Annotated in this window: 21 protein-coding genes and 1 pseudogene; 12 read left to right on the top strand and 10 right to left on the bottom strand. The window is 65.6% G+C overall.

Annotation, left to right across the window (positions count from 1 at the left end):
- Positions 1-483: 483 nt before the first annotated feature.
- Positions 484-1,473: an NADPH:quinone oxidoreductase family protein gene (locus FHY18_RS04320; RefSeq protein ID WP_259151699.1), complete on the bottom strand. Its 990-nt coding sequence runs from the start codon at positions 1,471-1,473 to the stop codon at positions 484-486.
- A gap of 45 nt (positions 1,474-1,518) precedes the next feature.
- Positions 1,519-2,328 carry an oxidoreductase gene (locus FHY18_RS04315; RefSeq protein WP_259151696.1) on the bottom strand — a complete coding sequence of 270 codons (810 nt, stop codon included), beginning with the start codon at positions 2,326-2,328 and terminating at the stop codon, positions 1,519-1,521.
- Positions 2,329-2,480: 152 nt separating this feature from the next.
- Here FHY18_RS04315 and FHY18_RS04310 point away from each other — a divergent pair, with 152 nt between their 5' ends.
- Entirely contained in the window at positions 2,481-3,062 is a 582-nt protein-coding gene (locus tag FHY18_RS04310; protein ID WP_259152492.1) for a TetR/AcrR family transcriptional regulator, read from the top strand.
- 173 nt (positions 3,063-3,235) lie between these two features.
- On the opposite strand, the pseudogene FHY18_RS04305 reads toward FHY18_RS04310, so the two are convergent.
- Both FHY18_RS04305 and FHY18_RS04300 read right to left on the bottom strand, forming a co-directional pair.
- A pseudogene (locus FHY18_RS04305) lies at positions 3,236-3,525 on the bottom strand (diguanylate cyclase); the annotation flags it as partial.
- A gap of 72 nt (positions 3,526-3,597) precedes the next feature.
- Positions 3,598-6,051 (bottom strand): mechanosensitive ion channel domain-containing protein, encoded by a 2,454-nt coding sequence (locus FHY18_RS04300; protein WP_259151695.1) that lies wholly within the window; start codon positions 6,049-6,051, stop codon positions 3,598-3,600.
- Positions 6,052-6,489: 438 nt separating this feature from the next.
- On the opposite strand from FHY18_RS04300, the gene FHY18_RS04295 reads away from it, so the two are divergent.
- The 8 genes from FHY18_RS04295 to FHY18_RS04260 all read left to right on the top strand — a co-directional run bounded on the left by FHY18_RS04295 (position 6,490) and on the right by FHY18_RS04260 (position 16,085).
- Positions 6,490-7,497, top strand: coding sequence for an NAD(P)-dependent alcohol dehydrogenase (locus FHY18_RS04295; RefSeq protein WP_259151694.1), 1,008 nt, complete (start codon positions 6,490-6,492; stop codon positions 7,495-7,497).
- 393 nt (positions 7,498-7,890) lie between these two features.
- Positions 7,891-8,541, top strand: coding sequence for an aldehyde dehydrogenase iron-sulfur subunit PaoA (gene paoA, locus FHY18_RS04290; RefSeq protein ID WP_259151693.1), 651 nt, complete (start codon positions 7,891-7,893; stop codon positions 8,539-8,541).
- The gene (locus FHY18_RS04285; protein WP_259151692.1) at positions 8,538-9,488 is read left to right on the top strand and encodes a xanthine dehydrogenase family protein subunit M; all 951 of its coding nucleotides are present in this window, start codon (positions 8,538-8,540) and stop codon (positions 9,486-9,488) included. Before paoA ends, FHY18_RS04285 begins: the two co-directional genes overlap by 4 nt.
- A gap of 1 nt (position 9,489) precedes the next feature.
- Complete coding sequence (paoC, locus tag FHY18_RS04280) at positions 9,490-11,697, top strand: aldehyde oxidoreductase molybdenum-binding subunit PaoC (RefSeq protein WP_259151689.1); 2,208 nt, start codon at positions 9,490-9,492, stop codon at positions 11,695-11,697.
- Positions 11,694-12,707 carry an XdhC family protein gene (locus FHY18_RS04275; RefSeq protein WP_259151688.1) on the top strand — a complete coding sequence of 338 codons (1,014 nt, stop codon included), beginning with the start codon at positions 11,694-11,696 and terminating at the stop codon, positions 12,705-12,707. Before paoC ends, FHY18_RS04275 begins: the two co-directional genes overlap by 4 nt.
- A 439-nt stretch (positions 12,708-13,146) precedes the next feature.
- The gene (locus FHY18_RS04270; protein ID WP_259151687.1) at positions 13,147-13,755 is read left to right on the top strand and encodes a nucleotidyltransferase family protein; all 609 of its coding nucleotides are present in this window, start codon (positions 13,147-13,149) and stop codon (positions 13,753-13,755) included.
- A 519-nt stretch (positions 13,756-14,274) separates the two neighbouring features.
- On the top strand, positions 14,275-14,490 hold the full coding sequence (locus FHY18_RS04265; RefSeq protein ID WP_046965284.1) for a hypothetical protein: 216 nt from the start codon (positions 14,275-14,277) through the stop codon (positions 14,488-14,490).
- A 344-nt stretch (positions 14,491-14,834) separates the two neighbouring features.
- The gene (locus FHY18_RS04260) at positions 14,835-16,085 is read left to right on the top strand and encodes a DUF819 family protein (protein ID WP_259151686.1); all 1,251 of its coding nucleotides are present in this window, start codon (positions 14,835-14,837) and stop codon (positions 16,083-16,085) included.
- 169 nt (positions 16,086-16,254) lie between these two features.
- On the opposite strand, the gene FHY18_RS04255 is transcribed toward FHY18_RS04260, so the two are convergent.
- Together FHY18_RS04255 and FHY18_RS04250 are read right to left on the bottom strand one after the other, a co-directional pair.
- Positions 16,255-17,439, bottom strand: coding sequence for an XVIPCD domain-containing protein (locus FHY18_RS04255; protein ID WP_259151685.1), 1,185 nt, complete (start codon positions 17,437-17,439; stop codon positions 16,255-16,257).
- Between the two features lie 36 nt (positions 17,440-17,475).
- Positions 17,476-18,285 carry an ankyrin repeat domain-containing protein gene (locus FHY18_RS04250; protein WP_259151684.1) on the bottom strand — a complete coding sequence of 270 codons (810 nt, stop codon included), beginning with the start codon at positions 18,283-18,285 and terminating at the stop codon, positions 17,476-17,478.
- A 190-nt stretch (positions 18,286-18,475) separates the two neighbouring features.
- Between FHY18_RS04250 and FHY18_RS04245 the strand changes: the two genes are divergently transcribed.
- A complete protein-coding gene (locus tag FHY18_RS04245; protein WP_259151683.1) occupies positions 18,476-19,180 on the top strand; it encodes an HAD family hydrolase in 705 nt (234 codons plus the stop codon).
- 714 nt (positions 19,181-19,894) lie between these two features.
- On the opposite strand, the gene FHY18_RS04240 is transcribed toward FHY18_RS04245, so the two are convergent.
- Positions 19,895-20,119 carry a CstA-like transporter-associated (seleno)protein gene (locus FHY18_RS04240; protein WP_005926176.1) on the bottom strand — a complete coding sequence of 75 codons (225 nt, stop codon included), beginning with the start codon at positions 20,117-20,119 and terminating at the stop codon, positions 19,895-19,897.
- Complete coding sequence (locus FHY18_RS04235; protein WP_259151601.1) at positions 20,119-22,191, bottom strand: carbon starvation CstA family protein; 2,073 nt, start codon at positions 22,189-22,191, stop codon at positions 20,119-20,121. The genes FHY18_RS04240 and FHY18_RS04235 overlap by 1 nt, the downstream gene beginning before the upstream one ends.
- A 233-nt stretch (positions 22,192-22,424) precedes the next feature.
- On the opposite strand from FHY18_RS04235, the gene FHY18_RS04230 reads away from it, so the two are divergent.
- Positions 22,425-23,282: a pirin family protein gene (locus tag FHY18_RS04230; RefSeq protein WP_259151599.1), complete on the top strand. Its 858-nt coding sequence runs from the start codon at positions 22,425-22,427 to the stop codon at positions 23,280-23,282.
- Positions 23,283-23,315: 33 nt separating this feature from the next.
- Positions 23,316-23,738, top strand: coding sequence for an OsmC family protein (locus FHY18_RS04225; RefSeq protein ID WP_259151597.1), 423 nt, complete (start codon positions 23,316-23,318; stop codon positions 23,736-23,738).
- A gap of 148 nt (positions 23,739-23,886) precedes the next feature.
- Here FHY18_RS04225 and FHY18_RS04220 read toward each other — a convergent pair whose 3' ends face one another.
- Complete coding sequence (locus FHY18_RS04220) at positions 23,887-24,348, bottom strand: hypothetical protein (protein ID WP_259151596.1); 462 nt, start codon at positions 24,346-24,348, stop codon at positions 23,887-23,889.
- Between the two features lie 249 nt (positions 24,349-24,597).
- The gene (locus FHY18_RS04215; protein WP_259151595.1) at positions 24,598-25,488 is read right to left on the bottom strand and encodes a pirin family protein; all 891 of its coding nucleotides are present in this window, start codon (positions 25,486-25,488) and stop codon (positions 24,598-24,600) included.
- Positions 25,489-25,551: the final 63 nt, after the last annotated feature.

Below are 25,551 nucleotides of genomic sequence, written 5' to 3'. Positions count from 1 at the left end.
TCCTGCAGTCGGTTGATATCCCTGCCGCCGGCTGTTTACGCCCCCTCGGAGTCAACCATCTAGGCGTTCCAGGCCACGTAGTCGGGTATCCGGTAGATGTGCGCAGCCGTTCTGATCATCAGCAACGTTGAAATAGATCAACCCCGCTAACGCTTCGCGCCTGCTGGGTTTTTTTATATGCAGGCCGTGGCGGCCTGATGTGCGGGCGCGCGCTTCCAGCTGCAGAGACTGTCGACGCTGGACGCCGACGGTCGGGTTTGCCCAGGCAGCGGCGCCGAGACGCTGCAGATGCGCAACGCGCACCAGGACGGTGTCGCCTCGTAGCACGTTCGGCAGTGCGGCGCCGCTGGCCGGGCGGTTGGATGCTCTTGTCCCGGTGTCGACTGGGCTGGATCCTCGGGCGTTCGAGGAGTTTCTCAGGTCGCAGGTTCACCCAATACAGCATTGAATGCCGGCATTTGCTGTTTCAGTTCCGGTATCGACTCAAGCCTCGACCCAGGGTTGCAGCACCACTTTGCCGGTCGTCTGGCGGCTTTCCAGCAGCCGATGCGCCTGGGCCGCCTGTGACAACGGCAGCACGGTGTTGACTTGCAATGCAAGTTGTCCGGACAGGATCAAGCCCATGATTTCCGTCAGCGTGGACTGAATCAGTTGCGGGAACGCCAGGTAGCTACCCACATAGAAACTGGTCAGCGTGTGGTTGGGAACGATCAACTGCCATGGGTCGATCAGGGCGGTGTTGCCGCTGGATTGGCCGACGAAGATCAGGCGCCCGAACGGCGCCAGGGCCTTGAACGCCTCGGCGACGTTGTCGCCGCCAGCGATTTCGACGATGACGTCCACACCCTTGCCATCGGTGAGGGCACGGACCTGTTCGGCCCAGTCGGCAGCGGTGTAGTCCACCGCCGCGTCAGCGCCCAACCGGATCGCCATGTCCCGCTTTTCCTGCGTGCTGGCTGCGGCGATGACCTTGCCGGCGCCATAGAGTTTGGCCAGCTGCACCGCGAGGGAGCCCAGGCCTCCGGCCGCGCCTTCGATCAGCACGGTTTCACCTGGCGCCAGCCGCGCGGCATTGCGCAACACCAGCGCGGCGGTCAAGCCGTTGGCCATCACGGCCGCGGCCTGGACCGCCGGCACGCCATCGGGCAGCGGCACCACGATCGCCTCCGGCACACAGATGTACTGCGCGTAGCCGCCGGCGCCAGGTGTTGCCAGTACCGACATGCCGGCTTGCAGCGAAGTCACCGCCTTGCCGACCGCAACGATCGTGCCGGCAACTTCCGCGCCCAGAATGAAGGGCGCTGGCGACGGCTCGGGATAATCGTCTCCCCGGCGTCGCATGACGTCGGCGAAGTTGAGGCCGGTCGCTTCGATCCGGATCAGCACCTCGTGGTCCTGCGGCGTCGGATCGGGAACGTCCTCGTAGATCAGGACATCGGCGTCGCCGGTCTGGTGAAATCGAACAGCTTTCATGTCACATCCTTCATGTCGTGGATTGATGGGCCTGATGCCCGGGAATTACGCCAGTCCGAACTGCTTGTGCAGCACCTTGTCGAACAACGCGCGAGGCAGGAACCGACGGGCGAATGCGCCTTGTCTGGCGTCCTTGCCCGACGCGTAGCGCAACTGCGGACGCTGCTCGCGTGCGGCCAGGACGATGGTGTCGGCGACGCTCTCGGCGGTGGCCGCGACGGCAATCGCGCTTTCGTATGCCGCCCGATACTTGGCGCGGAGCGCGTCGTAATCGGCCAGTGGCCGATCCGACCAGACGGTGCTGGTCTCGAATGCGGTGCGGGTCGCGCCCGGCTCGATCACCACCACCCGCACACCGAACCCGCGCACTTCGTGGTCGAGGGATTCGGAATATCCCTCCAGCGCATGTTTGGTGGCCGAGTAATAGGCGTTGAATGGCGCAGGGATCAGACCCAGGCCTGAGCCGACATTGAGGATGCGTCCGCTCCCCTGCTTGCGCATGAGGGGCAAGACCGCGTTGGTGACGCGGACCACGCCGTAGAAGTTGGTTTCGAACAGCGAGCGGACCTGTTCGATCGAGCTTTCTTCCGCCGCACCCTGGACACCGACGCCGGCATTGTTGACCAGCAAATCCAGACGGCCTTCGCGCTGCTGCAGCTCGGCGATCGCAGCGGCGACCGACACGTCATCGGTCACGTCCAGCGCCAGCAGCGGAAACGCCGCCTGGCCGGCTCCCGCACCGCGCCGGCTGGTGCCATAGACCGTATAGCCGGCCGCGAGGAGTTGCCGGGCAGCCGCTTCGCCGATGCCCGAGGAAGCGCCGGTGACCAGCGCCACAGGTTTATGTGTCTTCATGAAGTGTCCTTGGTGAGGTGAGGCGGCGGTGGTCGACGGGTGGCGTTCGACCGTGTGGATTTATGATGTCGACCGAACTCAAAAATGTCAACAACTTTGATTGTGGTCGACATCAATGTAAATTGACGGCCTGCCGTCGACCCTGGAACACAATGAAAATCACCAAAGCGCAATCGCTGGAGAACCGGGCCCGCATCGTCGAAACGGCCTCCACGTTGTTCCGTGAACGTGGCTACGACAGGGTGAGCGTGGCCGATCTGATGGCTGCCTCCGGGCTCACCCAGGGCGGCTTCTACAAGCATTTCGGGTCCAAGGCCGACCTGATCGCCGAGACGGCCCAGCACGGGCTTGAACAGATCTCCCGCCAGGTGGAGGGGTTGGAGATCCGGGACTTCATCAACTTCTACGTCTCAAGAACGCACAGAGACGGCAGGAGCGATGGCTGCACCATGGCGGCGCTCAGTGGCGACGCGGCGCGTCAGTCGGTGGAGATCAAGGCGACGTTCGCAGCCGGACTCGAACGGATGCTGGAGACCGTCGAACGCGAAGGCGTGCTGCCTGATGCTGGGTCGCAGGCCAGTGTCCGGGCGAAAACGCTCGACATGTTCGCGCACATGCTGGGCGCGGTCGTCCTGTCGCGTGCGTGCCCGGACGATGCCCCGCTGGCGGATGAAATCCTGCTCGCCTGTCGCACGCAGCTGCTTGCGGCGCTTGACCCCGCTGGCGGCGAGTAGCCTGTGGCTCCACGCTCCACGCTCCGCGCAATGCCCCGACGCGTTTGCATCGGCCGATCGGCCCACGCGCAACGCCTTGCCGCACACGTGATGGCGAACGCCGTTGCGCGGTGACCCGGCGCAAGCGTGTCCAACACGCTTCCGCGTCTGTGGCGGCCTAGAAAGCCCGCCATGTACAGCTTGAAGTGGTCGACATCGATCATCAGCACCGACAACGGCGTTTGCAGGCGTGCTGCAGTGCCTGCGACAGGCGATGGTCGAGTGCACGCCGGTTCGCGATGCCGCTCAGCGCATCCATCCAGGCCTGCGCGCTGAGCCTTGCCTCGTTGCGATGCATGCGGCGTAATTGCAGATGCAATCAGAGGCCGATCGCCGGCAACACGGCAGATCCGAGCATGGCGATCACCACCGGCTGACGTACCGACTGCCGCCACGGTCGGGCGACGATGTCTCTACGCGAAAGGCGCGCCACTCGCTCGTATCGAACGCAGGTCTGCGATCAACGCGCTCGACTGCCGTGGCGAAGGCGCGATGATCAGAGCGTGGTCCGCGACGGCGGCGGATAGACCTCCGCTGCGGCATGCGCCAGGCCGATGCCGCGCGCGGTCAGCGTCTCGTAGATACGCCCGACCAGCGTGCTGCGGATGGCGCCGGCATTGTCGTATTCCAGTGTCCAGGCGCGCACGATGAATTCCATCGCCACGTTGCCCATGTTGTCGAACAGCACGATCGGTACGGGGGTGGCCGCGACGCCCTCCGTGGCGCGCGCCACGTCGATCAGCAGGGCTTCCACCTCTGTTGGCGCGTTGCCATAGGCCACGGCGACACGTACTTCCAGCCGGCGGTTGCGATCGAAGAGCGTCCAGTTGACCAGTTGCTGGGAGATCATTTGACCATTCGGCACCACGACACTCGCACCGTCGAACGTCGACAGCCGGGTCGCGCGCATGCCGATGTCGCGCACCCGGCCAGTGGTCCCTCCGACCTCGATCACGTCGCCAGGTTGGAATGGCCGCTCGAAGATCAGCACCAGGCCAGAGACGAAATTGTTGACCACGTTCTGCAGGCCCAGCCCGATGCCCACGCCCAGGGCGCCAAGCACCAAGGTCAGCTGGCTGGTCTTGAAGCCGGCCGCCGACAGCGCTCCAATCAGGCCGAGCATCAACACCGCGTAATAGCTCAACGAGGCGATGCTGTTGGCGACACCATGCGGCAATGACAGCCGCGACAGCACTTCGCCATCGAGCACCAGGCGTACCGTCTTGGCGAGCCAGAAGGCGATCACCACGCTGAGTGCGAACAGCAACACATGACCCAGGCTCACGCGCAGATCCCCAAGCGCCCAGCTGTGTCCCAGCAACGCCGACAGCGAGTCGTCGACCGGGGTCAGCACACGGAAGCGATCCAGCGCGTAGACGATCCAACCGACGATGGCCGCGGCCGTCAGCAGTTTGAGCAATCGCTGCACCGCGGGGCCCGCATGCTCGCGTGCGAGCCGGAAGCGTGCTACGCCGGGGCGCTTCAGCAGCAGCTGGACCCAGGTTGCCAGGACGGTCATGCCGGCGGCGAGCAGCAGGGCGAAATACAGGCTGTCGATGACGCCGCCGGTCAATGTCTCTGCCAGCGACACGTTGCCGAACGCATTGGCCACCAGTGCCACTCCCAGCAGTACCCCACCGACATGCACTGCGGCGCGCAGTGCATTGCCGAGGCGCCCGTTCTGCGATGCATGACCATGGCGATGTGCGCGCCACAGCAGCCAGCCCGCTGCGGCCAGGCCAAGCAATGTCAGCGAGAAAATATAAAGACGATAGGGGACCGGGCTGGACAGGAAGACGAAGCCCAGCCGCAGCAGCAGAAACAACGCACTGGCCACGTGTGGCGTTATCCCCAGCAGGCGTCGGTGCGAGGTCGGCAGCAACCGCATCACCGGGATGACCGCAATCACCAGCGCCAGCTGATGGGTCAGCATCGGCGCGTCGGGCTGGAAGGCAAAGGCGCCGATGACGACGAGCAGCAGCCAGCACGAAAGAGGGCGCGAAAGCACGCTCGCCTCGGTCCGGCTGATCTGGCCAGCCTTGATTGGCCCGCGACTGCGCCAGGCGAGCCACAGCAACAACGGGAGCGAACAGCTCAGCAGTGTCTGCAAGGCGCGCCGGCCGACCATCGCATCGCCCTTGACATACTCTTCGGCAAAGCGCGATTCGATTTCCAGGCCGCTGCGGACGGTATCGCTGGTATCGGCCACGGACACGACGCTGGCCGGGGTCAGTTGCCACAGTGGCGGCCCATCCACGCGCAGCAGGCGCGTGTCGTACGCCGCGATCGCCTCTGCGACGCGACGTTGCGCGCTTTCGATGCGCGCGTCCACCGCATTGCCGCGTCGGCCGAGTGCGATCAGCCGTGCCAGCGGATCCGATAATCCCGCTTCGGCCTGGGCCAGGTTGACCACGACCTCGTCCACCCTTTGGCGTAGCGCGATGGGCAGCTCCTGCCCGGATGTTGCGGTCGTCACCCAGGCCTCGCGGCGGGACGCCAATCCTGCCGCGTCGCTGGCTCGATGCGTGGTTGCGATGGCCAGATCCGACTGCCAGCGCGCCAGTTGGCGTGCCTGGAATCGCCAGTGGCGCGACAGGCTTTCCAGGCGCGGAATCGGCAGCATCCGCATCTCGGCAAAGGTGATGCGCCAGAACGGATCCTCGACCGCGGCTTCGATCCTCGCCAGTCGACGTGCGAACGAGGCAGCAGGTGCGCCGGGCTCTGCATTCGCCTCCAGGGCGCGCTCGGCCAGCCGCTGATCCACGTCGGCCAGTGACGGAATGTCGGCGACATCGATCGCAGCCGGTGCGCCGTTTGCCGCCGTTGGGGTGGACGCGGCAGCACTGGTCGGAGTGATGGCGGCGGCAAGCTGCCATGCGCGCGCGACAACCGGTTGCGCCAGGGCGAGACTCGCCAACACTGCGCATGCAAAGCGGAGGGCAGAAACCATGGCGTTCCGGAAGCCGGCCGTGTAGACGTCGGCAGGTTATCAGCAGCCAAGCAGCGGAGGCATTGCTCGAGTCTGGTTCGGCCGGGCGTCCTCGTGTGGCAGGAGGCAGGGCTGTACGCTGCACCTGCATCGAATGGCTGCGGCAGTGGCGGTAGCCATGCGTCGGCAGATATTCGCAAGGCTTGCCGAAGCTGGTGCCGGGATGGATCGCGGTAATGCGCTGATGGACGTCGCATCTGCAGGGTGACGCCAGGTTCCTGCGGTGACTGCACCGGATGAGCTGTCTGACCGGTCTGGCGCCCGCCGGTTGGTTGCTGTCACCGCGCTCGACTCGGCGAAAAAGACGGCAGCCGACAAGCAAGCCGAAAGCCGGCTCGACTGCATTCGGATAACGCCCGGCGTGTTATCCCAAACGCCGATTACAGCAAGGAACACCTCATGCGCGCCGTTCGTTTGGCTCATCCTGCAGGCTTGAATGCATTACATATTGTTGCGCTGCCCGATCCCGGGCAGCCGGCACACGGCCAGATCAGAGTGCGGCTGCATGCCAGCTCGTTGAATTTCCACGACCTCGGCGTGGTATCGGGGCAGATGCCGACGGCCGATGGACGCATTCCGATGTCCGACGGCGCCGGTGTGGTCGAAGCGGTCGGTGCGGACGTCACCGAGTTCGCCGTCGGCGACCATGTGGTGTCGACCTTTTTCCCGCAGTGGCTGGACGGCGAACCGCTGCATGCCGGCTTTGCGACCACGCCGGGCGATGGCGTCGATGGGTATGCACGCAGCGCGGTTGTAGCTGCTGCGCAGGCATTTACACACGCGCCGGCCGGTTACAGCCATGCGCAGGCGGCCACCTTGACCACTGCCGGCGTCACTGCCTGGCGCGCGCTGGTGGCCAATGGCGGCCTGAAGGCGGGCGACACCGTCCTGGTGCTGGGTACCGGCGGTGTGTCGATCTTTGCGCTGCAGTTCGCCAAGGCGATGGGCGCGATCGTGATCGCCACGTCCTCGTCGGACGAGAAGTTGGAAAAGGTCCGCGCACTCGGTGCCGATCACGTCATCAACTATCGGCAGCACGCCGAGTGGTCGCGGCAGGTGCTGGAGATCACCGACGGACGCGGCGTGGACCATGTGGTCGAGGTCGGTGGACCCGGCACGCTGGCACAATCGATCCGTGCCGCGCGGGTGGGCGGGCACATCGCCTTGATCGGCGTGCTGACCGGTGCGGCTGGCCCGATACCGACTGCCGAGATGATGGGACGTCAGCAGCGTCTGCAAGGCCTGGTGGTCGGCAGTCGCCGGCATCAGCAGCAGCTGGTGCGTGCACTGGACAGTCTGTCGCTGCGTCCGGTCATCGACCGCAGCTATGCGCTGGAAGAGATCGGCGAGGCGTTCGCATTGCAGAAGGCCGGTGGGCATCTGGGCAAGATCGTGCTGGAGTTTTGATACCAGCTGACCGGGCGCGCTGGCCTCATGACGGTGGCCGGCGCGCCAGGCCAAGCAGGTCTGCAGGTGTTGCTGCCGCAGCACTCGTATCGCGGCTGGTCCAGCGATGTTGCTCTGCAGCGGCTGGTTTGACTTGCGCATCCCGGTCGGCATGTGACCGCGCCCGCAATCGATGCTGCATCGAGCGCGTCATCGCCACGGCGCTATCTAATGACGCCGCACAGTGATGAGTACGTTTCATAGACGCATGCTGCCTCCAACGCCAATGCATGCGCAGGCGACAACTAGAATCGGGCAACCACCGATTGCACCGTTCTCAAGCCCGCACTCACGCGCTTGTGACTGACGGCCCTGCACATTGATAAAGAACTGTATTAGCCAGCATTGTTGGAGATGCCAGCCATGAGAGACATCAAGATGACCCGTCGCGAAGTATTGATCGCTGGCACGGCGTCGGCAGCGAGCGTTGCCGCAACCCACTCGATGGCGGCCACTGCCGTGTCGCAACGGCAGGCGGTGGAGCCGGCCAACGCGTCCAGCCAGGTCGCCTTCGAGATCAATGGCAAGCCGGTGACGCTGACACTGGATAACCGCACCACCTTGCTTGATGCATTGCGCGAGCACCTGCACTTGACCGGCACCAAAAAGGGCTGCGATCACGGCCAGTGCGGCGCGTGTACGGTCATTGTCGACGGGCAGCGCATGAATTCCTGCCTGTCGCTGGCGGTGATGCATCAGGGCGCAAAGGTCACCACCATCGAGGGCCTGGGCACACCGGACAAACTGCATCCGATGCAGGCGGCCTTCGTCAAACACGATGGGTATCAGTGCGGCTATTGCACACCTGGCCAGATCTGTTCGGCAGTGGCCGTGCTGGATGAAGTCAAGCGCGGCATTCCCAGCCATGTAACCGACGATCTGACCGCCAAGACCCGGCTCACCACGCCGGAACTGCAGGAACGCATGAGCGGCAACATCTGCCGCTGCGGTGCGTATTCCAACATCGTCGAAGCGATCAACGAAGTTGCCGGAGAACGCGCATGAAGGCTTTCAGCTACGAGCGCGCCACCTCGGCGGCAGATGCCGCAGTCAAGGCCGCGCGCCAGCCAGGCGCCAAGTTCATCGCCGGCGGTACCAACCTGCTCGATCTGATGAAGCTGCAGATCGAAACGCCATCGCATCTGATCGATGTCAACGGATTGAATCTGGACACCATCAACGCAACGCCGGAGGGCGGCTTGCGGATCGGTGCGTTGGTACGCAATACCGATCTTGCCGCCGATACGCGGGTTCGCCGCGATTACGCCGTGCTGTCGCGCGCATTGCTGGCGGGTGCGTCCGGCCAGCTGCGCAATCGCGCCACCACAGCCGGCAATCTGCTGCAGCGCACGCGCTGCCCGTATTTTTACGACACCAACCAGCCGTGCAACAAGCGCCTGCCAGGCAGCGGCTGCGCGGCGATCGGCGGCTTCAACCGTCAGCTGGCTATCATCGGCGCCAGCGACGCCTGCATCGCCACCCATCCCAGCGACATGGCCATCGCCATGCGTGTACTGGACGCTACGGTGGAAACGGTGCGGCCGGATGGACAGACGCGCGCTGTGCCGCTGGCCGAGTTCTATCGTGCGCCGGGGACCACACCGCATCTGGAAACCGTGCTGGAACGTGGCGAGCTGATCACTGCGGTGACCTTGCCCAAGCCGCTTGGCGGCACGCATGTCTATCGCAAGGTGCGCGACCGCGCGTCGTATGCGTTTGCCCTGGTCTCGGTCGCCGCTGTCGTGCAGCGCGACGGCACCGCGCGCATCGGCGTTGGCGGTGTGGCGCACAAACCATGGCGTAGCGAAGCGGCCGAAGCGCAATCGCGCCAGGGCGCACGCGCCATCGCTTCTGTGCTGCTGGATGGCGCACAGCCCACCGAACACAACGCATTCAAGGTGCCGCTGGTGGAACGCACCTTGACCGCGATCCTGGCCGAGGCGAGGGCCTGATATGAAATTCGACACTCCTGCCGGTTCCAACCCCATCGATCAAGGCAAGGTCGTCGGCAAGCCCGTCGACCGCATCGACGGGCCGCTCAAGACCACCGGCCAAGCGCCGTATGCCTACGAACATCATGACCTGCCGGGCCGCCCTGCCTACGGCCATGTCGTGGGGGCGGGGATCGCCAAGGGCAACATCCGCAGCATCGACCTGAGCGCCGCGCGCAACGCGCCCGGCGTGCTCGGGATCGTCTCTGCGCAGAACGCCGGCAAACTGCACAAGGGCAAGCTCAACACCGCCAAGTTGCTGGGCGGCCCGGAAATCCAGCACTACCACCAGGCAATTGCAGTGGTGATTGCCGAAACCTTCGAGCAGGCCCGCGCAGCGGCGCAGTTGATCAAGGTCGACTACGGCCGCCACGTCGGCGCATACGATCTGAAGAAAGCGCGCGATGGCGCCAAGGTCAGCAAGGAGGGCGGGGCCCCCAATAGCGCCGTCGGCGATTTCGATGGCGCCTTCGCCGCGGCGCCGGTGCAACTGGATGCCGAGTACACCACGCCCGATCACTCGCACGCGATGATGGAGCCGCATGCGTCGACCGCGATGTGGGACGGCGACAAGCTGAGCGTGTGGACGTCCAACCAGATGATCAACTGGGGTGCGCGCGACCTGGCAGTGACCTTGGGCATTCCGCGCGAAAACGTGCGCATCATGTCGCCGTACATCGGTGGCGGTTTTGGCAGCAAGCTGTTCCTGCGGGCCGATGCAGTCCTGGCTGCGCTGGCTGCGCGCGAAGTCAAGCGTCCGGTGAAGGTGATGCTGCCGCGCCCGCTGATCGCCAACAACACGACACATCGTCCGGCGACCGTGCAGCGCATCCGCATCGGTGCCGAGCGCGATGGCAAGATCACCGCGATCGCACACGAAAGCTGGTCGGGCGACCTGCCCGAGGGCGGCCCGGAGATCGCCGCCGCGCAGACGCAGTTGCTCTACGCCGGGGCCAACCGGCTGGTCGCGACCCGGCTGGCCGTGCTCGATTTGCCGGAAGGCAATGCCATGCGTGCACCCGGCGAAGCGCCCGGTTTGATGGCACTGGAAGTGGCCATGGACGAAATGGCCGAAAAACTCGCGATGGATCCGGTCAAGTTCCGGGTCGTCAACGATACGCAGGTCGATCCGGAAAACCCGCAGCGCCCGTTCTCGCAGCGCCAGCTGGTCAAGTGCCTGCAAGACGGTGCCGAGCGTTTCCAGTGGTCCAAGCGTAAATCCAAGCCGGCCAGCAACCGCGATGGGCGCTGGTTGGTCGGCATGGGCGTGGCGGCCGCGTTTCGCAACGCGCCGGTGATGACCTCCGGGGCGCGCATGCGCCTGGAGCAGGGTGGTCGCGTGGTGGTGGAAACCGACATGACCGATATCGGCACCGGCTCCTACACCATCATCGCGCAGACCGCGGCCGAGATGCTGGGCGTGCCGCTGGACTGGGTGGACGTGCGCCTGGGCGATTCCAACTTCCCGGCATCGGCGGGCTCTGGTGGGCAGTGGGGCGCAAACAGTTCCACCGCTGGCGTCTACGCAGCTGCGGTGAAGCTGCGCGAAACCGTCGCCAAGCAGCTGGGCCTGGACCCGGCCAAGGCCGAATTTGCCGATGGCCATGTACGTGCCGGCGGCAAGCGCATTCCACTGGGCGATGCTGCGTCCAATGGCGCCCTGGTGGTCGAGGACAAGATCGAGTTCGGCGACCTGTCCAAGACCCATCAGGTGTCGACCTTCGGTGCGCACTTTGTCGAAGTTGGCGTGGATATCACCACCGCCGAGGTGCGTATCCGCCGCATGCTCGCGGTGTGCGCGGCCGGACGCATCCTCAATCCCAAGTCCGCGCGCAGCCAGGTCATCGGCGGCATGACCATGGGTGCGGGTGCGGCGTTGATGGAGGAACTGGCGGTGGACAAGCGCTTCGGGTTCTTCGTCAATCACGACCTGGCCGGTTATGAAGTGCCGGTGCATGCGGATATTCCGCATCAGGACGTGGTGTTCCTGGAAGAAAGCGACCCGATGTCCTCGCCGATGAAGGCCAAGGGCGTGGGCGAGCTGGGAATTTGCGGCGTGGCGGCAGCGATTGCCAACGCGGTCTACAACGCCACCGGCGTGCGCGTGCGCGACTACCCGGTGACGTTGGAAAAGCTGCTGCCGCATCTGCCCGAGCAACTGCGCGCGTGAGTGCAGTCGTCGCTCCTGCCACGCATGCAGCGCCGGCCGAGCCGGCGTGGCCGGCATGGCCGAGCTACGCATTGCACGACGATCTGCTGCCGGTGCTGACCGCCTGGCACCGCGCCGGCCAGCGGGTGGCGATCGCGACCTTGATCGACGTGCAGGGCTCCTCGCCGCGCCCGCTGGGAAGCGAGATGGCGATCGCGGCCGATGGCCGGGTTGCCGGTTACGTCTCCGGCGGTTGCGTGGAAGCGGCCGTTGCGCATGAAGCCATGGGCGTATTGCGCGATGGGCAACCGCGATGGCTGGACTATGGCGAGGGCAGCGATGTGCTGGACATCCAGCTCAGCTGTGGCGGGCGCATTGGCGTGCTGGTCTGGCCAGTGCCGGATCTGGCCGAGCATCTCGCACGCTGGCGCAATGCGCGTCAGCACCGCCGCGCGTTTCATGTTGCGCTGGACCGCAGGACCGGGAGCGTGCGCTATCCCGCCCATGTGCACGACGTGCGTGCCGGCGAATTTCTGCGCGTCCATCGCCCGCCCTTGCGGCTGGTACTGGTGGGTGCAGATCCTGCATTGCTGGCGCTGGTGGCGTTGGCCAATCAAATGGGGATCGAGGCGCGTGTGCTGCGTCCGCACGGGCCCAGCGAGCCGCCGCCCGGCCTGGCGCCGGAACACTACGATCGCCGCAGCTTGCACGATGCGTTACGCGATCTGCAGCTGGACGCCGGCACGGCTCTGTACAGCCTGGCGCACGACAGCGAGATCGATCTGCAGGTCGCGTGCCGCGGCCTGGAAACCGATGCAGCATGCATCGGCATCCTGGGCAGCCGGAGCAAGCGCGACAGCCGCCTGCAGGCGTTACGTGCGCTGGGCTACGACAAGGCTGCGCTTGCGCGTTTGCGCCTGCCGGCGGGTTGGCGAATGGGGCGCTCATCGCCGCATACCATCGCGCTGGGCATCATCGCCGAAGCCACGCAGGCAGTGACGGACCTGCACATCGGTGCAGCCAGCACTTAGGTCGTCGTGCATCTGTCGTATGGTTTGTCGTGCCGCGCCTCGTAGGCCTTGGCGGTTGCCCGCAGCGCTGCTTCGTGCAGGTAATCCATCCCGACACAACGCCGTGTGCGTGCACGCATTCCGCACTAATCCGCACTCCGCATGGTGCGTTGACGCCTGCTACGCACCAGCGCGAGCATCGCATGCGGTCGATGCGTTGCGCAGTCACTCCGCACGCACAGCGCGGCCTCTACGCTGAGCCGGTCTCCATCACGCACGACGTCGCCATGCCCCTTGTTCTCTCGCTTTGTGACGTTGTGTCGTGCGATGTGCCAGTTGCCGGATCGCCACGCGTTGCCGTGTGCATGCACGCAACGCCTGGCGACGCACGCAGCTTGCATCCGGCACGCAGTTGCCGCGCTACGTGCGTCGGTTGTCACGCGCCTGGCAGGTCCTGCGCATGAGCAGCGACCATGCCGCATTGATATTGGCGGCAGGCGCGGGGAGCCGGCTCGGCCGCTCCAAGCAGTTGCTGATGCGGGACGGCGAACCATTGCTGCGGCGTGCTGCACGCATCGCATTGCAGACCGCACCACTGCGCTGCGTCGTCGTGCTGGGCGCCGATGCCGACAGGCTGGCCGACGTCCTGCAGGGGCTGGAGGTGGAAGTGCTGCGGCATGCCGACTGGCCGTCCGGAATGGGCTCCAGCCTGTCCGCACTGCGCCGGCATGTGCAGGACGATCCGACGCTGCGACGCAGCCTGATTTTGGGGTGCGACCAACCGGCACTGGAGGCGCCGCACTTACGCGCCTTGCTGGACGAAGCTGAGCGTGCCACTTCGCGGTGTGCCACCAGTGGCTATGCGGGCGTGCGCGGGATTCCCGCGGTGGTGACCCACACCGCCTGGGCAGACGTTGCGCTGCAGGGCGATAGCGGTCTGCGCGCGCTGTTTGCCAGTCTGGATGTGCAGACGCTGGGCTGCGTCAGCGCACCGGCGCTGGCGCTGGACGTGGACACGCCTGCGGATCTTGCGGCAGCGCAACAACGCGGGTGGGTAGACCGGGATTGAGACGCGATGACGGGTATCGGCCACCGATTTCCGACAGCCTGCTGCGCAATCCGCCGATGCCGATCAGGTCCAGAGCACCAAGGCTTCCCTGACCACCAGAACGTAGCCCACCACCATCGCGGTCTTGACCGGAAACTGGAACTTTCTGAGCAGATACATGCCAACCCTCCCCAAGGCCAGGTACGAGCGCGCCCTGATTCCTGCAAGCCGTCGGCGCTCCTGTGGCGGCTGCTTGTGAAGATTTCTTCACCCCTCGTCGCGGAATGTAGCGCTCAGCGTGAACTGTGTCACGTAAGAATTTTCCTACTCGGATGCCAGTGTCCGCCCGACGGTGTCGCCATGCGTAAAACCGCATGCTCGCTATGCCAAACGCGGAGCCATCGGCCACTCTCCCGCGGCCCCTTGAGTAAGGGCATGTTGGCTACCGGAAGTGGCGTGGCTTGCCCCAATCCCTGGCGTGGTGCGCCCGTCCGGCGCGCCCGCTGTGTTTGACCGCTGTACTCACCGGCCGGAGGCCATATGGACCAATCCCGCTACGTCGTACGCATTCGTCCCGAGCAAGGCAGCTGGTGGGTGACCCGCCCGGAATGGTCACCGCTGCGCTATCTGCGCGAGCAGGGCGCCCTGGAAAATGCCGAGCTGATGGCCAAGCTGCACTGCCTGACCACCGGCCAGCCCAGCGGCGTGGTCCTGGATACCGCCGACGGCGAACGCGTGGTGCGGCGCTACGGTTAAGCGCTGGTCCGGCGCCCGGCATCGATCGCGATGGCCGCGTGGCCGCATTTCAGTCTGGCTGCGGCTGTGCGACTGCGAGGCTGTGTCGGCTTCTGCCAACCGACCGGTCGCGGCAGCAAGCTGCCGGTAACGAACAGGCGCGCGCTCGACGGACTGTTCAACCGCCCATCCGCCTGGCATGGAAATGCGGCGCGCCGCAGATGGACCGGTTGCGATCGCCAGACCCGCCGCGGTCAGATTGTCCGCAGGGTTTGCGCGACCGCCGCGGTCGGCTAGATTCGTGGTCATCGGCCGCTCCTGGCCCGATCCGCGTCGGCGGCCCTCTGTCCGGATGACCGCCCGCGGTGAATGCGCCTGCGTCTGCACTGATTCAAAACGATATCGTCGTCTTCGGCCTGATCGCCGCCACTCTGGGGGCGGTGTTCTGGACCTCCTCGCGCGAGCAAGGCCCGTGGCGGCGCTTCTATGCCGTGGTGCCGGCCTTGTTGCTGTGCTACCTGCTGCCCGGGATCTACAACACCGTCGGGCTGATCGATGGCGCCAACACGCGCCTGTACAACCCCATCGCCCGCGATGTGCTGCTGCCGGCCGCATTGATCCTGCTCACCCTGAGCATCGATCTGCGCGCGATCCTGGGGCTGGGGCCCAAGCTGGTCGCCATGTACCTGGGCGCGTCACTGAGCATCATGCTGGGCGCGGTGGTCGCCTTCTGGGTGATGCGATGGCTGCACCCGGCAACCGTCGCCGGCGACACCTGGGCGGGCATGGCGGCACTGGCGGGCAGCTGGATCGGCGGCGGCGCCAACATGCTGGCGATGCGCGAAGTGTTCAATGTCGATGCGACCACGTTCGGGCAGTTTGCGGTGGTCGATGTCGGCGTCGGCTACGTGTGGATGGCGGCGTTGATCTTCCTGGCCGGACGCGCACGCAAGATCGATCAGCGCAGCGGTGCCGACACCCGCGCGCTGGACGCCTTGCAGGAGCGCATGGCGCGCTTCCAGGCCGAACATGCGCGCATCCCCAGCCTGGCCGATCTGATGGTGATCGTGGCAGTGGCATTTGGCGGGGTGGGGTTGGCCCACGCGCTGGCCAACCCGTTGGCGGCGTGGTGCAAGGCGCAGCTGAGCTGGGCTGGCCAGTTCAGTCTGGATGCGCCGTTCGTGTGGGTGGTGGTGCTGGCGACCAGCCTGGGACTGCTGCTCAGCTTCACGCGCGCACGGACCCTGGAAGGCGCGGGCGCCTCCAGGATCGGCGCGTTGCTGCTGTATTTCCTGATCGCCTGCATCGGCATGCAGATGGACCTGCTGGCGCTGCTGGATCGGCCGTGGCTGTTCCTGCTCGGGCTGATCTGGATCGCCGTGCACATCGCCTTGTTGTGGGCGCTGGCGCGCTGGCTGCGGGTGCCATTCTTCTATTTTGCGATCGGCTCGCAGTCCAACATCGGCGGCCCGGCGTCTGCGCCCGTCGTCGCTGCGGCCTTCCACCCGGCGCTTGCACCGGTGGGTGTGCTGCTGGGCACGATGGGCTACGCCACCGGTACCTATCTGGCCTATCTGGTCGGCATCACCCTGCGGGCGATGGCCGGGGCAGGCTAGTGCCGCGTTGCGCTGTGCGGCCGGCGTCATGGGGCTGCTGCCTGGAACAGCTGCATGCGCTTTCCCGGTCGGTTTACCGCAGCAGAGCCGTCGCCCATTTCCCCGACGCTTTCCGCGCCGCACGCGTCCATGGGGCAAGGACTGCGTGCGGCACGGTTTGCCAGGCCCTCTAGTGCTGCATCACGCGGCGCTGCTCTTCCTGCTGCTGGGCAGGTTGCTGGTTGTGCTGCTGCAACTGGCTGACATTGCCTTGCGCAGGCTCATTGGCAGCGGATGCGGTCTGCACATGGCTGCGCAGATGCGCCGGGTCGTCCATGCGGCCTTGCACAGCAATCAGGCTGTCGCCATCGCGGTTGGGGACCAGGTGATCGATCCGCTGCAGGCCGTCGTTGCCTGCACGCGCGGCCACGCTGGCAGCAGTGTTGAGAAACGCGGTGTCGTCACGCAGCCCCAGCCGCTCGCGTTGGCCATCCAGTTGCACGACCGCGTCGTTGAACAACCGGCTGCCGGGTTGCAGCGATGCGCCGCGTGCCTGGTCGGGCGATTGCATGTCCTGCGCCTTGATCACCGAGTCCATCCCGTGCAGGTCCAGTCGGTGCTTGAGCATCATGCCGGGCACCAGACGCTGCCCGAACGAAAGCGGGTCCGGCTCCGGCAACTGGATCTGGTGACCGGCCGCGTTGGGCATCGTCCACTTCAGCGGAATGCTGTCTTCCTGCAGATGGGTGAGGATTTCGTTCTTGACGTGGTAGCCGCGAATCAATTCATCGCTGGCATATTGCTTGGCTGCCGCCGCATCCAGGCCCTCGCGTTCGAGGGTGCGGTCGTTGACGCCGGCCGCGTTGTACGTCACTGCGGGAATGTCGTTGACCATGGCCGATGCAGACGCCAGACCACCGCCCAGCGAATGGCCGGAGATCACCACCTGGTCGCCAAAGGCCTGTTTGGCCTGGCTGCCGAGCTGGATTGCCGATGCGTATTGCGCATCGGCAAAGCCCAGGCCCTGGCCGATGTTGTGTTTCCAGTCCTTGCCTTCGTCGGTGCCGCAAAAACCGAGCACCACCTGGCCTTGATCGTTGCGATAGAACGCGGCATCGAAGCCGCTTTTGGCATCGTGCAGCAGGGCCGGATCGATGCCGGCCTGCTGCAGCGCACTGTCGTCCATGCGCGACCAGCCGTTGGCCAGTGGCGCAAAGGTTTCGGCGCCGCCTTCGCGACGTTGGTTTGCAGTGGCGTAGAGATCTTGCAACAGCTCCGGAAACTGCCGGTCCTGCGGTTGCGGTTGTTGTCCGCGCATCGACTCTGCGAACGGAGTGGGTGCGGCAGTGGAAGAGGTGGATGCTGACGTGGGCATGCGCGGCTCCTTGCGTGCGTCGTACGGAAAGCGCGCTTAGCGGCTGCTTTCCACGGGAATGTTGTGGGCGCTCAACCATGCACGCACATCCGACCTGACCTGCTGTCCGGTGGCATTGAGCAGGCGGTCCGGCGTGGTGAAGAAATACGCCTGGAAGGTTTTCTGCTGTGCATTGCGCACCGTGGGGTCCACGCCGGCCTTGAGCAATTGCAATACTGCCGGGCTGGCGGCGCCGCTCTGCGCGGCCAGATGCAGCAGGCTGTTACCAGTGTGGTCGACACGCTGCACGTCGGCGCCGGCATCGAGCAACAGGCCGATCTGCGCATCGCGCTTGCTTTGCACCGCGCGGAACAGCGGCGTCCAGCCGGCACGTGCGCTGACCACATCGATCGGCGCCTTGTGCTGCAGCAGAATCTTCAGGTACTCCGGATCCTGCGCCATTGCAGCCATGTGCACGACCGTTTCCTGGTCCATGCCCGGTAACGCGGGGTCGGCGCCCGCGTCGAGCAGGGCGTCCAGGGCGCGTGGTTGTTCGTTCCAGATCGCCCATTCCAGCAAGGTCACGTTCTGATCGCCGTGTGCGGCCAGATCGACGGTGGGGGCGAGCGTTTTGATCCGCGCAACATCGCCGTGCGCGACGGCGTTGGCGATGTCGGTCAGACCGGGGTCGCGGAAGGCGACGGCGTGGTCCTGCAGCGTAGCTGACATGGTGGTTTGCTCCTTGGCACCGGGCGAGGCGGTGCATGAGACCGCGAAAAACGAGGTCGCAAGAACGAGCAGGGCAGGGAATCGCGGTTGCATCGAAATCTCCTTCTCCTGATCGCATTCCTGATGGCGCTGCGGCAAGTCCTTCCGCAGCGGGCCTGATCCTACCAGCTGTAAAAATCGCAAGCGGTAAGATTTCGTGACATCGGCGCGGAGGCGGGGCGTCTGGTCGGGACTGCTTGACGACGGGCCTTCCAGGCGAATGCGTGTGCGTAGTTGTTACCTGTACTAGCGCCGGGCCACAGCCGACGGTCACGACCGGGCCGGCATAATGGCGCTTTGCAAGCAGATGGGTGCAATGGCGTACGAGCTACTGATCAGTGACTGCGATGGGGTTCTTGTCGACAGCGAAATACTGGCCGACCGGGTGATGCGCGAGGCGCTGGCAGCGTTCGTGCCGGCCGAGCCGTTGGAACATCTGCTGGAAACCACGTTCGGGCAGACCACACGCGAGGTATTGCGGCGGGTGGAGGAACACTTTGCGCTGCAGTTGCCCGAGACCTTGCTGGCACAGATCCAGGCGCGCAGCGAGGCCTTGATCGCCGCCGAGGTGCAGCCGATTGCGGGTGTGCGCGCGGCATTGGAGCAGATCCCGCTGCCGCTGGCGGTAGCCTCCAACAGTCGCCGCCACAATGTGATCGCTTCGGTCGAACGGGTGGGGCTCACTGCGCGCGCGGCGGGACACATCTTCGCCGCCGATATGGTGGAGCGGCCCAAGCCGGCGCCGGATGTCTATCTGTTGGCTGCCCGCACCCTGGGTGTTGCGCCGGAGCGCTGCCTGGTGATCGAGGACAGCCCCACCGGTGCGACTGCCGCGTTGGCGGCCGGCATGCAGGTGCTGGGTTTCACCGGTGCCAGCCATATCCCGCAGGGACATGCCGACACCTTGCGTCGCCTTGGTGTGCTGGCGGTGTTCGACGAGATGCGCGATCTGCCTGCGTTGTTCGAGCGGCTTGCGCAAAAACGCGCTGGCTGAGGCGCTGACAGGGTCTCTTGGATGTCAAAAGCCCGATGAGTCGTGCGCGCGGTGCCCTCACCGATCGCGGGACACGCCGCAAGTACGTCCATGTAGGCGCGGTGGCGGCATCCATGCCGCCACACGGTCCCGCAAGCGGCGAGGGCACCGCATCAGACAGTTGGTCGGCGCTCGTTTGAAAAGCTGTCTGTAGTGCGGCGGCCCCATCAGACATGGAGCCGATACGTCATGATCGAACAGGCGCATCCAGCACGGCGCTTCCATGCGCACCGACCAACTCGACTGGTCCTTGCCCGCTCACCGTCGCGGGACCTTACGCGGCATGGATGCCGCGTAAGAGCCTCCATGGACGGATTTACGGCGTGTCCCGCGATGGTGGGCGGGCAAGGGCCCTGCAGCCAGCGCGCAGATCAACCGCCCTACAACTGATCCATTCGCAAGGCCGTCCATCAGCCGCTCTGCCTCGCGGCGTGTCCCGCAGCGGTGGGTGGGCAAGGGCCCTGCAGCCAGGCCGCCGATCACCCGCTCTACAACTGATCCATTGGCAAGGCCGGCCATCAGCCGCCCGGCCTTGCGGCGTGTCTGCGGTGATGAGTGCGAGAGGCCCCGTTGCAGCCAACCCCAAGCCATCAACGCAACAGGGCGCGATTCGCATCGCGCCCTGTTGCGTTTCCACTAGACGATCGGACACTCGCGGATCAGACACGCGTCCGATCAGCAGCAACGAAACCCGCTCTTGCCGCCGTAGCGTGCGTCCTGCCGCTCGCGGAAGAACGCGGGGTAGTCCATCACCGGTTTGTCGGGATGTTTTTCCAGCATGTGGCGCACGTAGTTGTCGTAATCGGGAATGCCGCAGCACAGGCGCGCGGTCTGGATGAGCCGGCGCCAGATGCGGCGATGCACCTGGTATTGGCTGGCAAGAACGAGTTGGGTGCCCATTACAGATCCGCCATCTGGTGTGGCTGCAAGGCCACGTACGGAGTTTCGCGGTCGCTGCGTTGCGGAGTGCGGCGCGCGATCACGATCGTCTTGACCGCATAGATCAGGATCGAGCCGACCACGAACAGGAACAGCACGGTCAGCCCGGTGTTGACGTAGGCATTGGTGACGATCTGCTGCATCTGCGGCACGGTCTTGGCCGGTGCGGTGATGGTGTTGCTGGCGATGGCGGCCTGGTACTTGTGCGCCTGCGCCAGGAAGCCCTGCGCCGGGTTGCTGTCGAAGATCTTGATCAGCCCGGCATAGGTCGTGCACAGCAACAGCCACAGTGCCGGCACGATGGTGACCCATGCATAGCGGTCGCGCTTCATCTTGAACAGCACCACGGTACCGAGCATCAACGCGATACCCGCCAGCATCTGGTTGGAGATGCCGAACAACGGCCACAGCGTCTGGATGCCGCCGAACGGATCGATCACGCCGGTGTAGAGCAGATACCCCCACAGCGCCACGCAACCGGCGGTGGCGATGATGTTGGCGGCCCACGATTCGGTCTTCTTCAGGGCCGGGATGAAGTTGCCCAGCAGGTCCTGCAGCATGAAGCGGCCTGCACGCGTGCCGGCATCCACTGCGGTGAGGATGAACAAGGCTTCGAACAGAATGGCGAAGTGATACCAGAACGCCATGGTGTCTTCGCCCGGCAGCAGCTGGTGCAGGATCTGTGCGATGCCCACCGCCAACGTGGGCGCACCGCCGGCACGCGCCAGGATGCTGTGCTCGCCGATGTCCCTGGCGGTGGCTTCCAGCACGTCCGGGGTGATCGCAAAGCCCCACTCGGAGACCTTGGCCGCAACCGCGATGGTGTCGGTGCCAACCAGCGAAGCGGGGCTGTTCATGGCGAAGTAGATACCCGGCTCGATGATCGAGGCCGCCACCAGCGCCATCACCGCCACGAACGATTCCATCAGCATGCCGCCGTAGCCGATGTAGCGCATGTGGCCTTCGTTGGCGAGCAGCTTAGGCGTGGTGCCGGAGGCGATCAGCGCGTGGAAGCCGGACACCGCACCGCAGGCGATGGTGATGAACAGGAACGGGAAGATGCCGCCTTTCCAGACCGGGCCGTCGCCGGTGGAGGCGAACTGGGTCAGGGCCGGCATCTTGAGATCGGGCATGACCACCAGGATGCCGATCGCCAGCGCCAGGATGGTACCGATCTTGAGGAAGGTTGACAGGTAATCGCGCGGCGCCAGCAGCAGCCACACCGGCAGCACCGAGGCGACGAAACCGTAGCCGATCAGCATCCAGGTGATCTGCTTGGCGGTGAAGGTGAACGCCGGCCCCCAGGTGGGGTCGGCGGCGACCTTGCCTCCCAGCCAGATCGCGCCCAGCAGCAGGATCAGCCCGACCACCGAGATCTCACCGATCTTGCCGACGCGGATGTAGCGCATGTACACGCCCATCATGATCGCGATGGGCATGGTGGCGATCACCGTGAACATGCCCCACGGGCTCTCGGCCAACGCCTTGACCACCACCATCGCCAGCACCGCCAGGATGATGATCATGATCAGGAAGGCGCCGAACAGGGCGATCGTGCCGGGCACCTGACCCATTTCCTCGCGCACCAGATCGCCCAGCGAGCGGCCGTTGCGGCGGCTGGACAGGAACAGCACCACGAAGTCCTGCACCGCGCCGGCAAACACCACGCCCACCACCAGCCACAGCAGGCCGGGCAGGTAGCCCATCTGCGCGGCGAGCACCGGGCCGACCAACGGTCCGGCACCGGCAATGGCAGCGAAGTGATGCCCGAACAAGACGTGCTTGTTGGTGGGGACGTAGTCCAGGCCATCGTTGTTGGACACCGCCGGCGTGGCGCGGGTGGGGTCGAGCTGCATCACCTTGTCGGCGATGAACAGGCTGTAGAACCGGTAGGCGATCAGATAGATCGACACCGCCGCCACCACGATCCACAGCGCGTTGATGTGCTCGCCACGCCGCAGCGCCACGGTACCCAGACAGAACGCGGCCAGCAGCGCGAGCGCGCCCCAGGCCAGCTTCGAGAACCCTTTCATGCATGCCCCTCAGGAACGATTCGCTCAAGGGTCCCCCCGTGCCCCGGCTGCGGTCAATGGCGACGTTCTGCGGCAGGGTAAAACTTTGGTCGTAGAGTATTCGGGGACATGATGCGCTAGCGCCCGCCATACCAGGCCGACGATTGGAACGATCGGTTGCAACCGCCGTGGTTGGGCGGTGCAGCATGCGCACCCATCATTGGCGCACCGACCCACTGCACAGGGACAACGCAATGAGCACCACCACCACGACAGCGGCGCATGTGCTGCGCACCATCCGCGGCATGCCGACCTCCGACGGCGCCGGCGTCAAGCTGACCCGCGTCATCGGCACCCAGCAGTTGCCGGATCTTGACCCGTTTCTGATGCTCGACGAGTTCGGCACCGAGAAGGCCGAGGACTACATCGGCGGTTTTCCAAGCCATCCGCATCGCGGCTTCGAGACGGTGACCTACATGCTCGACGGGCGCATGCGGCACAAGGACAACCACGGCAACGAAGGCCTGCTGACACCGGGCAGCGTGCAGTGGATGACCGCCGGCCGCGGGCTGATCCATTCGGAAATGCCCGAGCAGCAATCCGGGCGCATGCGCGGCTTTCAGCTGTGGGTGAACCTGCCTGCGCGCGACAAGATGACCGAGCCCAAGTACCAAGAGTACGCGCCCGACCACATTCCGGTGGCGCAGCCGGCGCCCGGGGTGACGGTCAAGGTGATCGCCGGCACCGTGGGTGAGGTGGTCGGCCCGATCGTGCAACCTGCCACCAGCCCGGTGTATCTGGATATCGCGCTGGCACCGGGTGCGGTGTGGGACTACCTGCTGCCCGGCGGGCACAACGCGTTTGCGTACGCGTTTGAAGGCGAGGTCGCAGTGGGCGAAGGCGATGCGTCCCGCGCGCTGCCGGCGCAGGAACTGGCCGTGCTGGGCGGTGGCGAGCGGCTGACGCTGCGCGCCGGCGCACAGGGCGCGCAACTGATCCTGGTTGCCGGCCGCCCGCTCAATGAACCGGTGATGCGGCATGGCCCGTTCGTGATGAATACCAAGCAGGAATTGATGCAGGCGTTCGTCGATTTCCAGGAAGGGCGGTTCTAACCGTGTCGACGTCATGCATCGCAGGAGAGTGCCATGAGTGACCGCCCCGTCCATGTCAGTACCGAAGCGGTGCCGTACACCGTCAGCATCCACGATGGGCAGCATCGCTGGGTCGGCGACACCCAACCGGCAAATGGCGGTAGCGATGCCGGGCCGGATCCGGAGTCGCAAGTGCTCGGCGCATTGGGCGCGTGCACCGCGATCACGGTGTCGATGGTGGCGGCACGCAAACAGTGGCCGTTGACGGCGGTGCACGTGCATCTGCATTACACCCAACGTGGTGCAGCAGGCACCGACATCAGCCGAGAGATCGTGCTCGAAGGCGCGCTGGACGACGCGCAACGCGCGCGCTTGATGGAAGTGGCCGACAAATGCCCGATCCATCGGCTGTTGACTGGCGAGGTGCGTATTTCCAGTCGGCTGCAGGCGTCGGACGCTGCCGATCCTGCGCCCTGAGGGTGTCGACAGGTCATCGCATTCGGTCCGGGATGCGGTGACCTGCGGCCAGCAGTCAGCCCATCAGCACGGCAAGCGCCAGACCTGCCGAGGCGCTCATGCGTGGTGCACGCGCGGCATTCACGCCGCGCGGCAACTGGCATTACCTCTAGCGCTGCAACGCAAGACTGGCCGGCTGCAGATCCATCGCCTGCACCAGCGATTGCATTGAGGCGAGTTCTTCGGTGCTGGCGCCGTCGATCCACAGCTGCGCATAGCGCTTCTTGCCCAGTTCCACCACGGTGACGCGGCGCGATTCCATGCCCGGAATGTCACGCCCGCCCAGATCGAGCTTGTACCAGTAGAAGTCTTCCTGCTGGATCTGACCCTTCTCGGCGCGGCGGTCGCGGGCCAGGGTCATGGCCGGGTCGCGGGTGGTGAGCATCACGCCCACCACCTGGCGGCCGTCGGCGGTGACCGCCTTGCAGACCAGATAGTCGGCACCGGCCAGCTCGTTCCACTGCAATCCCGATGCGGGCGGCAAGGGCGGGCAGACCGGCGAGGTCTGGGCGTGGGCGGTTGCGGCGGCCAACAGCAAGGACAGGCCGAACAGGCAGGATGCGGACTTCATTCAAGTGTTCCCCGGCGATGGATGACAATGCGGGGCGACGTCGTCTTTCGTGCCGCTGCACCGTCCCAAGCTCCCCGCTCGAGCGTGCCGTCCACGCGACGTGCTCCGACTACGGGGGTATCACTACCACAATTCTGTGGGCGTGCTCAAGATGGGTCGCATCCCTGCCTGGCATCGCTTGTGTGACGGGGCACTCCCGTTGCGAGACCTGGAGCGGTCGCGGTCGCCAGGCCGGATCCGCGCATGGTTTCAGGGGTAATTGACCGGATTGGGTGCCGGTGTTTCCGGCAGCGGAATGAACTCCTTGTCGTCGCCGGGGATGCTGCCGAAGCGCCCGGCCTGCCAGTCGTCCTTGGCCTGTTCGATACGCTCCTTGGAGCTGGACACGAAGTTCCACCACAAATGACGCGGGCCATCCAGCGGTTCGCCGCCGAGCAGCATGGCCTTGAGCGGCGTCTTGGCGCGCAGGCGCCCACGCGCGCCGGACGAGGGCAGGATCAGGTGGCGCGACGGCACATCGGCGCCATCCAGTTGCGCCTCGCCTTCCAGGATGTACAACGCGCGTTCGGCGTAGCCGGTGTCCAGATCGATCTCGGCATCGGGCGCCAGATCCAGTGCCACATTGAGGGTGCCGCTGAACACCTGCACCGGCGACTCCTCGCCATAGGCGCGGCCGGCGATCACGCGCAGCCACACGCCCTCGCGGCGTTGCTGCGGCAGGCTCGCGGCGGCGTGGTGATGGAACGCCGGGGCGGTCTCTTCGGCCGAACGCGGCAGCGCGATCCAGGTCTGCATGCCATGCAGTGCATGTTCGCGTGCGCGCTCGGGGCCGGGCGTGCGTTCGGAATGGGCGATGCCACGGCCGGCGGTCATCCAGTTGACGTCGCCCGGGCGGATCACCTGATCGGAGCCGAGCGTGTCGCGGTGGCCGATCTCGCCCGCCCACAGGAAGGTCACGGTCGCCAGGCCGATATGCGGATGCGGGCGCACGTCGATGCCGTGGTCCGGCTCCAGCACCGCTGGACCCATGTGGTCGACGAACACGAACGGGCCGATGCTGCGCGCCTGCAGGGTGGGCACGGCGCGACGCACCTGCAGCCCGCCGATGTCGTGGACGCGTGGGGCGATCAGGGTGGTCATGGCGTTAGCTCGTGACGGGTGGGAGCCAAAGCTTCGCATGCACGCCACGCCGTCGCAGCGCCG

The sequence above is a fragment of the Xanthomonas sp. 3793 genome (assembly GCF_024806835.1).
Lineage (GTDB): Bacteria > Pseudomonadota > Gammaproteobacteria > Xanthomonadales > Xanthomonadaceae > Xanthomonas > Xanthomonas arboricola_F.
Note: the sequence above shows the minus strand (reverse complement) of the source record. Positions and strands in the feature narration are given on the sequence as shown.